Below are 10,453 nucleotides of genomic sequence, written 5' to 3'. Positions count from 1 at the left end.
TGAGCGCGAGGAAACGGTCGGTGAGCTGTACGTCCATGCTGCGCGGACGCGGCAGGTCGTTGTCGTAGACCACCTTGACCCGGCCCGGGCGGGCGGACATCACCACCAGGCGGTCGCTCAGGATCAGTGCCTCGTCGATGGACAGCGGTATCCAGCTCAGCGCCGGCAATGGCCGAATGATGGACACGATGGGCCCGAGCGCCGCGCGCACCCGCGCGCTCATGCCCATCACCAGCCCGAGCGGCACGCCCACCAGGGCGCTCAGCACGAAGCCCGTCAGCACCCGGCTCGCGCTCATGCGGATGTCGTGCCAGAGCACCGCGTCCGGCCCGCTGGCCAGCGCCACCATGCGCGCCAGCACGCTGCTCGGCGCCGGCAGGAAGAAGGCGTCGATGAGCCCGGACCGAACCGCCAGTTCCCAGCCGCCGATGAAGACCAGGAGCCCGGCCGCGCCGAACACCAGGCCCTGCCAGGGGCCGAGCCGGTCGGGGGTCATTGATCGAGCTCGGGATCGAGCCCGGGGTCGAGCTCGAGCTCGGACTCGGGCTCGGGCAGCAGGTCGAGCCGCACCCAGGCGCGGAAGTCGGGCTTGCGCGGCAGGGCGTGCATCTGCCCGTGCAGGATGTCCAGGATGAAGTCGGCCTGGGCAAAGATGCCGTCGTCGTTCATGACCCGGCGATTGTCCGCCGCATCGTGCCACTGGAAGCGCGCCAGGTTGGCGGCGATCAGATCGGGCTCCTGCTGGATCCAGCGACCGGCCACCAACTGGACCACTTCGTCCGGGTGGTCGCGCACCCAGTCGAGCGCCTCGAAATAGGCGGCCATGAAGTGGCGCGCACGGATGTGGTCGGCATCCACCCAGTCGCGGCCCAGGATCAGCACGTCCGGCCCGGTCATGGTGCCGAAGCGCTGGTAGACCTCGGTGTCGGTGTCCATCCCCAGCACCCGGGCGCCCGGAACGGCCTTGAGCTGCGAGAAGCCGGGCTCCCAGACCCCGGCAGCGTCGACATTGCCGGCACGGAACACCGCCGGCACGTCGCCCACCTCCAGGTTCACCAGGCGCACGTCCCGGTCCGGGTCCAGCCCGTGCTCGCGCAGCAGCATGCGCGCGGTCAGCTCCACCGAGGAGCCGAACGGAAAGCCGATGCGCCCGCCGCGCAGGTCATCGAAATCCTCGACACCGGGCTGCGCCACCAGCCCCTCGAAGCCGGGCGCGATGTCCTGGTTACCGACCCAATAGAAGCGCGTGTTGCCCTGCGCCATCGCCGACAGCATGGCGATCTCGCCGAGGCTCGCGAACTGCGCCTCGCCCGAGGAGATGGCGTTGAGCCGGTCCATGCTCTTGCCGATGGTGCGCCACTCGACGCGAAAACCGTGGCGCTCGAAGATCCCGCGCTCGATGCCCGCCCACACCGGAATGTGCCCGTACCACTGCGAGCCCACCGCCACCACCGGCTCCAAGGCGTGCTCGCCTGCCGGGGGAGCCTGACCGTCACCACAGCCGCCGAGCGCCATCATCAACAGTGAGCCGAGCAGCAGCGCGGCCCAGGATCGCCGCAGCACCAGGGACAACATGGCCGTCCTCCAAGCAAGACCGGGGCCTGTGCACAAGTCTACGCAGTGGCCGCGGGCGCACCGGCCCGTTCCGGTGCCGGTAAGCGCGCGTTGTCATCCGTTTGCCGGCTGCCGGTTCGGGCCAAGAATCGCTGCGGTGCGGCAGCGTGACCCCGGCTCGCGGACCGGTGCAGCATTGGCGATAGGGCAACCCGACCATCAACGGCGCACCGTCGCCCAGCGTCGGGTTACGCTGCGCTAACCCGACCTACACTGAATAGTTTCACGGTCTCTGTGCTTGTTCCACGCCACTGAAGGGCATCAGGCCACCCGCGCCAGGACCATCAGCTGATAGGGCTCCATCAGCAATTCTTGCGTCGCCGTGATCATGCGGCCCGCGTACAGGTCGACCATGGTCTTGCGCATGCCCATCTGGCGCAGGCGCCGGGCTTCGAGCGGTTGCTGCTCTTCGGTGAAGTTGGCGAGGACGAAGAGGACGCCACCATCGTCGCTGCGCATGAAGCCGAAGACGTGCTTGTTGCCGGTCTCGACAAACTCGGTTTCGCCGAGGGCGAAGGCGGGATTCTGCTGGCGCAGTTGGATCAGCCGCGACAGCCCCTGAAACACGCGTCCGGGAATGGAGGAAGGTCGTCCACACCCACTTCTTCAGGCGCGTGCGGTAGGTGAAGGCGCCGGGATGGTCTTCGGTGAAGACCTCCGGCATCGCGCGCTCGTAGGCGTCGGGCATCTCGCGATTCGGAAACATCCGGTAGCAGTCCTGATATTCCTTGTCGCCGGCCAGCGCCTTCCTGGCCCAATCGTGCTCGTCCGAGGTGTGATTGAACACGAAGTCGACGGTCAGCGAGATGCCGTGGTTGCGCAAGTCAGTGGCCAGTTCCTCGAAGTCTTCCATCGTGCCCAGACGCGCATCGACCTCGCGGTAGCTGCTGACCGCATAGCCGCCATCATTGTCCCCGGCGGGCACCTTGAACAGCGGCATCAGGTGCAAATAGGTGACGCCGAGCTCCGTCAGGTAAGGGATGCGCTGGCGCAGGCCCTGCAGATCGCCGCCGAAGAGATCGACTTAGCACATGGCGCCGACCATGCGGTTCGACTGGTACCAGCGGGGGTTGGCCTCGCGCATCGCGTCCAGGGCCTTGAGCTCCGGCGGGCGCTCGATCCACATCTCGGTCGCCGAGGCGAGAATGCCCTCCAGGTGGTAGTAGAAATCGTGGTCCTTGCCGTAGAGACTCATCAGCCGCTCGAACAGGCGCGGGAAGTGCCGCTTGACCCGCTGCGAGTAACCCTCCCAATCGGCCGCCTCGACCCGATGCTTGAACCGCGCCTCGATGCGCGGGTAGAGCCGGCTGTAAGCCCTTGCACTGTTCTCATCGAGCCACTGTCTCGTAGGCATCAAGATCGCCCCTGTATGCGCTTGTTTTCGGTTCCCGAACGGGGGATGACCACCAGTGGACATTGGGTCTCCGTCCGCCAGTGTCAGCATTCGGCCAGAGTCCGTCACCCGCCCGCGCACCGCGCGCGTCTGGTCGTCGCTGCGTTGCGGACATTGCCGGGCGCCTCAGGCAGCCCGTGGCCGGTACGGGTCGGCGCAAGTGGTGCCCCCCTGGGAATCCGTTTCAGGCAATCTTGCAGGGCGCCAACCGCGCGCCGTGCAGCCTGGTCTTGCCTATAATCCGCGCTTTTGCCGGAGCCGACGTGGCCAAGCTCAGCGCGTCCATCGCCAAGGTCGGGAGCACGACGCTGCTCTCGCGGGTGCTGGGCTTCGTGCGGGACCTGCTGATCGCCCGGCTGTTCGGGGCGGATGGGGCGACGGATGCCTTCTTCGTGGCTTTCAAGGTGCCGAACCTGCTGCGGCGGCTGTTCGCCGAGGGTGCCTTCGCGATGGCGCTGGTGCCGGTGCTGCAACAGTACCGGGAGGCGCGCTCGGCGACAGACCTGAAGGACTTTCTCGACCGCGCCGCCGGCTCGCTCGCGGTGCTGCTGTTCGCGGTGACGGCACTCGGGGTGCTGGCGGCGCCGGTGTTGGTGCTGCTCTTCGCGCCGGGCTTCGCGGCGGATGCGAGCACCCACGATCTGGCCGCGGCCATGCTGCGGCTGACCCTGCCCTATCTGTTCTTCATCGGTCTCACGGCCTTCGCCGGCGGCATCCTCAACACCTACGAGCGCTTCGGTGTGCCCGCCTTCACGCCGGTGCTGCTGAACCTGGTGCTCATCGGCTGCGCGCTGGGGGTGGCGCCGCACCTGCCGGAGCCGGTGATGGCGCTCGCCTGGGGGGTGCTGCTGGCGGGCATGGTGCAGTTGGCGTTCCAGTTGCCCTTTCTGGCGCGGCTCGGGCTTTTGCCGCGGCCGCGGCTCGGCTTCCATGACGAGGGCGTCCGACGCATCGGCCGGCTCATGGGGCCGGCGCTGTTCGGGGTGTCGGTGGGGCAGCTCGCGCTGCTCATCGACACCCTGCTGGCGTCGTTCCTCACCAGCGGCAGCATCTCCTGGCTGTACTACTCGGACCGGCTGGTGGAGTTCCCGCTCGGCATCCTGGGCACGGCGCTCGGCACCGTGATCCTGCCGCGGCTGGCGCAGCGCAGTGGTGCCAGCACCCGCGCGGAGTTCTCGCGCACCCTGGATTGGGCGCTGCGCTGGGTGCTGCTGCTGGGGGTGCCGGCGAGCCTGGGGCTGATGCTGCTGGCGGGTCCGGTGCTGGCGACCTTGTTCCTGTCCGGCGAATTCGGCACCCGAGACCTGCTGATGGCGCGGCAGAGCCTGGTGGCCTATGCCTTCGGGCTCATGGGTTTCCTGGCGGTGAAGGCGCTGGCGCCCGGCTACTACGGCCGGCAGGACATGCGCACGCCGGTGCGCATCGCGCTGCTGGCGATGCTAGTGAACCTGGCCTTGAGTCTGGCCCTGATGTTCCCCTTCGGTCATGGCGGGCTGGCCCTGGCCACGTCCATTGCGGCCCTGCTGAACGGTGCCCTGCTGCTGGTGGGCCTGCTGCGCGCACGTGTCTACCGGCCGGAGCCGGGGTGGACGGCGCTGCTGCTGCGCGCGCTGGCGGCGAACCTCGCGATGGGCGGCGCGCTTTGGTGGCTGGCGGGCCCGCTGTCCGGCTGGGTCGCGGCGGACGGCAGCGGCCGGGTGCTGCGGCTGATCGTCCTCATCGGCGCCGGCGGGCTGGTCTACGGCAGCACCTTGCTGCTGCTGGGGCTACGGCTGCGGCATGTGCGCGAGCCGCACGTGCCGGAGGGCCATGCCGGGCGGGACAATGCCGCGCCCGCCGCCGCGAACGGCAACGCCCGTCTATAATCCGTCGCTCGTACAACGGTTCTGTGGAAGCAAGCCAGCGCGATGCGACTCATTCGAGGCCTGCACAATCTGCGCGCGCCGGACCGCGGCTGCGTCGCCACCATCGGCAACTTCGATGGCGTGCATCTGGGCCATCGCACCGTGTTCCAGCGGCTGCTGCAGCGCGGGCGTGACCTGGGGCTGCCGGCGACGGTGATCACTTTCGAGCCGCAACCGCTGGAGTACTTCCAGCCGGACGCGGCACCGGCGCGGCTGACCCGGCTGCGCGAGAAGCTGGCCGCCATCGAAGCCGACGGCATCGACCGTGTCATGCTGCTGGAGTTCGGCCCCCGGCTCGCCGCCATGCCGGCGGACGCCTTCATCGACCAGCTTCTGGTGCAGGGGCTGCGCGTCCGTTACCTACTGGTGGGGGACGACTTCCGCTTCGGCCGCGACCGCGGCGGCGACTTCGCGCTGCTGTCTGCCGCCGGCCGGCAGGGCGGCTTCGAGGTGGAGAACCTGCACACCATCACCCACGGCGAGGAGCGCATCAGCAGCACCCGCATCCGCGAGGCGCTGGAGCGCGGCGACCTGGAGCAGGCGCGGCACCTGCTCGGACGCCGCTACGCCATGCGCGGCCGGGTGGGGCATGGCGACAAGCGCGGTCGCAGCATCGGCTTTCCCACGGCAAACATTCCCTTGCACCGGCGCGTGAGCCCGCTGTCCGGCGTCTACGCGGTGACGGTGCGCGACCTCACCGGCGGACGTCTGCCGGCGATGCGCCCGGCGCGGTGGGGGCAGCGCTGGAGCGAGGCGTGGCCCGGCGTGGCCAACGTCGGCCACCGGCCCACGGTGGACGGCCAGGACGTGCGCCTGGAGGTGCACCTGTTCGACTTCGACGGCGACCTGTACGGCGCGCATCTGGAGGTGGAGTTCCGGCTCAAGCTGCGCGCGGAGCAGCGCTTTGAGTCTTTCGACGCGCTGAAGGCACAGATCGGCCGCGATGCGCTGGCGGCGCGGGAGTTCCTCGGCATCGGCTAGGCGACGCGGCGGTTATTCGCTCGCCAGGATTAGTCGTCGCCGGCATCCTCGGGCTCGCGCCGCCCTTTCGGCTTGGCAGGGCTGCCCGCCGGGCCGTTGGGCTCCAGGCCGGCAGCACGCAGGAAGGTCTTCTGCGCGTCTGCCCACAGCTCCATGTTGCGTTGGGTTACGCGGTTGATGGCGTCGAAGGGCGTCTCGCCCCAGGTCTCGGCGAGGTTCTGCTGTTGTTGCGCGAAGGCGTCCAGGGAGTGCTCCAGGTAGCGCGCGAAGACCCCCTGAAGGGTGCCGCCATAGAAGCGGATGATCTGCGCCAGCATGTTGGCCGAGAACAGCGGCTCGCCGCCGGCCTCCTCCTCCAGCATGATCTGGAGCAGGATCGACCGCGTCAGGTCCGCATCGTTGGCCGTGTCCAGCACCCGGAACGCCACCCCCCGCATCACCAGGTCGCGCACGTCCGCGATGGTGATGTAGCGGCTTAGCTCGGTGTCGTACAGACGCCGATTCGGATACTTCTTGATGATGCGCTCGGTGGGCATGGCGGGGGGCCGGCGGGCGGGGCAGGAGACGTTTGCCCAGTCTAACCCAGTGTCGTCAGGGTTGGGCTGGCCGCGGTCATGCCCGTGGCGTGCTCGCGGCCGTTCGTGCCGCACCGGTGCGTTGACCGGCGCGGCACGGCCGGCGATTCCGTCAGTCCCGCTCCACCGCCAGCGCCACGCCCTGGCCGCCGCCGATGCAGAGCGTCGCGAGGCCCTTCTTGGCGTCGCGCTTCTGCATCTCGTGCAGCAGGGTCACCAGCACGCGGGCGCCGGAGGCGCCGATGGGGTGACCGATGGAGATGGCGCCGCCGTTGACGTTGACCTTGTCGGTGTCCCAGCCCATGTCCTTGTTGACCGACATGGCCTGCGCGGCGAAGGCCTCGTTGGCCTCCACCAGGTCCAGGTCGGCGACGCCCCAGCCGGCCTTCTCCAGGCACCTGGTGGAAGCGGGGATGGGGCCGGTGCCCATGATGGCCGGGTCCACGCCGGCGGTGGCGAAGGCCTTGATGCGCGCCAGCGGCGTAAGCCCCAACTCCTTCGCCTTCTCTTCGCTCATCACCACCACGGCGGCGGCGCCGTCGTTGATGCCGGACGCGTTGCCGGGGGTGACGGTGCCTTCCTTGTCGAAGGCAGGGCGCAGCTTGGCGAGCTTGTCGGCGGTGGTGCCGGCGCGCGGGAACTCATCCTTGGCGAACACGACCGGGTCGCCCTTGCGCTGCGGGATCTCCACCGGAACGATCTCGTCGTCGAAGCGCCCGGCGGCCTGGGCGGCCTCGGTCTTCTGCTGGGAGTCGGCGGCGAAGGCGTCCTGCACCTCGCGGGCGAAGTCGTACTTCTTGGCGATGTTCTCCGCGGTGACGCCCATGTGGCAGTTGTTGAACGCGTCCCACAGGCCGTCCACGATCATGGTGTCGACCATCTTCCAATCGCCCATGCGCTTGCCGTCGCGCGAGCCCGGCAGCACGTGCGCGGACTGGCTCATGCTCTCCTGACCGCCGGCGATGACGACCTCGGCGTCGCCGCACAGCACCGCCTGCATGGCCAGATGCACGGCGCGCAGACCGCTGCCGCAGACCTGATTGATGGTCATCGCCGGCACCTCGTGCGGCAGGCCGGCGTGCAGCGTCGTCTGGCGCGCCGGGTTCTGGCCGACGCCCGCGGTGAGCACCTGGCCCAGAATCACCTCGTCGATCTGCTCAGGTCTAAGGCCGGTGCGCTCCAGCAGCGCCTTGACGACGACGGTGCCCAGCGCGGTGGCAGGCAGCGACGCGAGGCTGCCGCCGAAGCTGCCAACCGGGGTGCGGGCTGCTGCGACGATGACGGCTGTTCGGGACATGAGAACGTTCTCCTCAGTGGTGGTTTCTTGGTTGCGGGTAGGCGGGCGAAGTCAGAGATATGGCTGTGCGCCGAGCGCCGAGCGCCGAGCGCCGAGCGCCGAGCGCCGAGCGCCGAGCGCCGAGCGCCAGCATAGTACGCCCTGACCCGGCCGCCATGGCCCTTGGCCCTTGGCCCTTGGCCCTCTCGAAAGCAGCAGTCTAAGGCGTTTTGTTGCAGTGCACAAATTTCCGTGCTAGCGTGGTTTCAACACCACTGAGAGGAGGACGGCACGGGCCGCGACCGACATGGCAAACGACAACTGGTTCAACGACGACTGGCTGAAGCTTCAGCAGCAATATTGGGAGAACCTCACCGACATGGGGCGCAAGGCGATGGGGCTCGATGCACCGAAGCAGAACCCCTGGGAGGCGGCCATGGACCAATGGTGGAAGGCCCTGTCGCCGGCGGCGAGCGACCCGTCCAAGGTCTTCATGGACCGGCTCATGGAGCAGGGCAAGACCTACTTCTCCACCATCGAGCGCTTGACCCGCGGACTGACCTCGGGCACCGACGCCACCGCCGGCTGGGACGCGCTGAACAAGACCTTCGAAGACATGCAGCGCGCATTCACCGGGGGGCTAAGCGGATTTGGGGGCGGATTTGGGAGCGGCTTCCCAGGTGGCAACACCGACGACATGGCCCGCCGTATGTTCGGCTTCTGGGAGATGCCGCTCGACAACTGGCAGCGCATGATGTCCTCGCTGTCGCCGATGATGCCGGGCGACCTGCTGCGCAACATGCCGCACGACCAGGTCCAGGAGCGCATGGAGCGCATGCTCTCCGCCCCGGGGCTCGGGTACACCCGCGAAGAGCAGGCCCAGTATCAGGACCTGGTGCGCCGCACCCTGGACTACCAGCGCGCCCTGCAGGAGTACATGGGCTTCTTCGGCAAGCTCGGCATCAAGTCCGTCGAGCGACTCCGGGACCTGGTGCAGGAGCGCGCCGAGGCCGGCGAGCCCATCGACTCCGCCCGCACCCTGTATGACAGTTGGGTGGCCTGCTGCGAGGGCGCCTACGCGGACGAGGTCAGCACCCCCGAGTACGCCCGCATCCACGGCCAGCTCGTCAACGCCCAGATGGCGCTCAAGAAGCGCATGGCCGTGATGGTGGACGAGACCCTGGGCGCCATGAACATGCCCACGCGCAGCGAGCTGCGCACCCTGCAGGACCGCATGCAGGAGACCCGCCGCGAGAACAAGCATCTGCGCCGCGAGCTGGATGCGATCAAGCGCCGCCTTGGCGAGCCCGGCGTGGTTGCGGCCAGCGCCCCGGCGGCCCCCAAGAAGAAGGCCGTTGCGCGCAAGAAGACGGTCGCCGCGAAGGCAGGGCCGAGCGTCTAGGGCCGAGCGCCCGAGCAGTGCGCTCCCCCGGCGCTTGGCCCTCGGCCCTTGGCGCTAGCTCGCGAGTCGAGACTCGGCCCGGCGAACCGCCGACACATCGAATGAATTGCCACCTCTGAGGACGACGCCCCATGTTCCCCATCCAGATCCGCCCGGACAAGCTCGGCGAAGAGATGCTCGACTACAGCCGCAAGCTCGGTCAGGGCATGGAAAACCTCATCAACGCCGGCGACATCGACACCGGCGTCACGCCCAAGGATGCCGTCTACACCGACGACAAGCTGACCCTGTACCGCTACCGCCGCCCCGCCGACGTGGCGCAGCAAGAGATCCCGCTGCTGGTGGTCTACGCGCTGGTGAACCGGCCCTATATGACCGACATCCAGGAAAACCGATCCACCATCAAGGGCCTGCTCGGCACCGGCCAGGACGTGTATCTCATCGACTGGGGCTATCCGGACCAGGCCGACCGCTCGCTGACCCTGGACGACTACATCAACGGTTACATCGACGGCTGCGTGGACCACATCCGCGAGAAGCACGGGCTGGACAAGATCAACATCCTCGGCATTTGCCAGGGCGGCAGCTTCAGCCTGATGTACACGGCGCTGCACCCGAACAAGGTGCAGAACCTGGTCACGATGGTCACGCCGGTGGACTTCAAGACCCCGGACAACCTGCTCTCCGCCTGGGTGCAGAACATCGACGTGGACCTGGCGGTGGACACCATGGGCAACGTCCCGGGCGAGATCCTGAACTGGACCTTCCTCAGCCTCAAGCCGTTCAGCCTCACCGGCCAGAAGTACGTCAACATGGTCGACCTGCTGGACGACCCGGACAAGGTCAAGAACTTCCTGCGCATGGAGAAATGGATCTTCGACAGCCCCGACCAGGCCGGCGAGACCTTCCGCGAGTTCATCAAGGGCTTCTACCAGCAGAACGGCTTCATCGAGGGCACCGCCCGCGTCGGCAACCGCCCGGTGGACCTAAAGCAGATCACCTGCCCGGTGCTCAACATCTACGCCATGCAGGACCACCTCGTCCCGCCCGCCGCGTCCAAGGCGCTGAACGGCCTCACCGGCAGCGACGACTACACCGAGCTCGCCTTCCCCGGCGGCCACATCGGCATCTACGTCAGCGGCAAGGCGCAAAAAGAGGTCACCCCCGCCATCGGCGAGTGGCTCAACGCCCGTAGCTGACCCCCGGCGCGCCGGCTCCAGCCGGCCCCGTGGGAGCGGCGTCCCCGCCGCGATTGGCCGCCCCGCCGCCGTCGCGCCGAAGACGGCGCTCCCACAACGACGCCCGCCC

The 10,453-nt window shown here is 68.4% G+C and carries 9 protein-coding genes and 2 pseudogenes; 4 read left to right on the top strand and 7 right to left on the bottom strand.

What is annotated here, in order from left to right:
* The 5 genes and pseudogenes from LJE69_RS16120 to LJE69_RS16100 form a co-directional block, all read right to left on the bottom strand.
* Nucleotides 1-496: pseudogene (locus LJE69_RS16120) on the bottom strand (hypothetical protein); the annotation flags it as partial.
* Nucleotides 493-1,575 (bottom strand): ABC transporter substrate-binding protein, encoded by a 1,083-nt coding sequence (locus LJE69_RS16115; RefSeq protein ID WP_296926981.1) that lies wholly within the window; start codon nucleotides 1,573-1,575, stop codon nucleotides 493-495. The pseudogene LJE69_RS16120 and the gene LJE69_RS16115, both read right to left, overlap by 4 nt.
* A gap of 300 nt (nucleotides 1,576-1,875) precedes the next feature.
* Entirely contained in the window at nucleotides 1,876-2,181 is a 306-nt protein-coding gene (locus LJE69_RS16110) for a DUF3459 domain-containing protein (RefSeq protein ID WP_296926979.1), read from the bottom strand.
* Between the two features lie 169 nt (nucleotides 2,182-2,350).
* Nucleotides 2,351-2,563: pseudogene (locus LJE69_RS16105) on the bottom strand (alpha-amylase family glycosyl hydrolase); the annotation flags it as partial.
* Nucleotides 2,564-2,638: 75 nt separating this feature from the next.
* A complete protein-coding gene (locus LJE69_RS16100; protein ID WP_296926977.1) occupies nucleotides 2,639-2,968 on the bottom strand; it encodes a hypothetical protein in 330 nt (109 codons plus the stop codon).
* A 302-nt stretch (nucleotides 2,969-3,270) separates the two neighbouring features.
* Here LJE69_RS16100 and murJ point away from each other — a divergent pair, with 302 nt between their 5' ends.
* Together murJ and ribF are read left to right on the top strand one after the other, a co-directional pair.
* On the top strand, nucleotides 3,271-4,872 hold the full coding sequence (gene murJ, locus LJE69_RS16095; RefSeq protein WP_296926975.1) for a murein biosynthesis integral membrane protein MurJ: 1,602 nt from the start codon (nucleotides 3,271-3,273) through the stop codon (nucleotides 4,870-4,872).
* Between the two features lie 42 nt (nucleotides 4,873-4,914).
* Nucleotides 4,915-5,892, top strand: coding sequence for a bifunctional riboflavin kinase/FAD synthetase (ribF, locus tag LJE69_RS16090; protein ID WP_296926973.1), 978 nt, complete (start codon nucleotides 4,915-4,917; stop codon nucleotides 5,890-5,892).
* A 29-nt stretch (nucleotides 5,893-5,921) separates the two neighbouring features.
* On the opposite strand, the gene phaR is transcribed toward ribF, so the two are convergent.
* Nucleotides 5,922-6,428, bottom strand: a complete 507-nt coding sequence (phaR, locus tag LJE69_RS16085; RefSeq protein WP_296926971.1) for a polyhydroxyalkanoate synthesis repressor PhaR — start codon at nucleotides 6,426-6,428, stop codon at nucleotides 5,922-5,924.
* A gap of 151 nt (nucleotides 6,429-6,579) precedes the next feature.
* Nucleotides 6,580-7,764: an acetyl-CoA C-acetyltransferase gene (locus tag LJE69_RS16080; protein ID WP_296926969.1), complete on the bottom strand. Its 1,185-nt coding sequence runs from the start codon at nucleotides 7,762-7,764 to the stop codon at nucleotides 6,580-6,582.
* A gap of 286 nt (nucleotides 7,765-8,050) precedes the next feature.
* On the opposite strand from LJE69_RS16080, the gene phaE reads away from it, so the two are divergent.
* Both phaE and LJE69_RS16070 read left to right on the top strand, forming a co-directional pair.
* A complete protein-coding gene (gene phaE, locus LJE69_RS16075; protein WP_296926967.1) occupies nucleotides 8,051-9,145 on the top strand; it encodes a class III poly(R)-hydroxyalkanoic acid synthase subunit PhaE in 1,095 nt (364 codons plus the stop codon).
* A 131-nt stretch (nucleotides 9,146-9,276) separates the two neighbouring features.
* Nucleotides 9,277-10,344, top strand: coding sequence for a class III poly(R)-hydroxyalkanoic acid synthase subunit PhaC (locus LJE69_RS16070; RefSeq protein WP_296926965.1), 1,068 nt, complete (start codon nucleotides 9,277-9,279; stop codon nucleotides 10,342-10,344).
* The last annotated feature ends 109 nt before the right edge of the window (nucleotides 10,345-10,453 follow it).

This window comes from Thiohalocapsa sp., from assembly GCF_022340605.1.
Lineage (GTDB): Bacteria > Pseudomonadota > Gammaproteobacteria > Chromatiales > Chromatiaceae > Thiohalocapsa.
Note: the sequence above shows the minus strand (reverse complement) of the source record. Positions and strands in the feature narration are given on the sequence as shown.

Coding starts and splice junctions, on each gene's coding strand:
- phaR (WP_296926971.1), bottom strand. CDS start 6,428: ATGCCCACCGAGCGCATCATCAAGAAGTATCCGAATCGGCGTCTGTAC.
- LJE69_RS16115 (WP_296926981.1), bottom strand. CDS start 1,575: ATGTTGTCCCTGGTGCTGCGGCGATCCTGGGCCGCGCTGCTGCTCGGC.
- ribF (WP_296926973.1), top strand. CDS start 4,915: ATGCGACTCATTCGAGGCCTGCACAATCTGCGCGCGCCGGACCGCGGC.
- phaE (WP_296926967.1), top strand. CDS start 8,051: ATGGCAAACGACAACTGGTTCAACGACGACTGGCTGAAGCTTCAGCAG.
- LJE69_RS16100 (WP_296926977.1), bottom strand. CDS start 2,968: ATGCCTACGAGACAGTGGCTCGATGAGAACAGTGCAAGGGCTTACAGC.
- LJE69_RS16070 (WP_296926965.1), top strand. CDS start 9,277: ATGTTCCCCATCCAGATCCGCCCGGACAAGCTCGGCGAAGAGATGCTC.
- LJE69_RS16080 (WP_296926969.1), bottom strand. CDS start 7,764: ATGTCCCGAACAGCCGTCATCGTCGCAGCAGCCCGCACCCCGGTTGGC.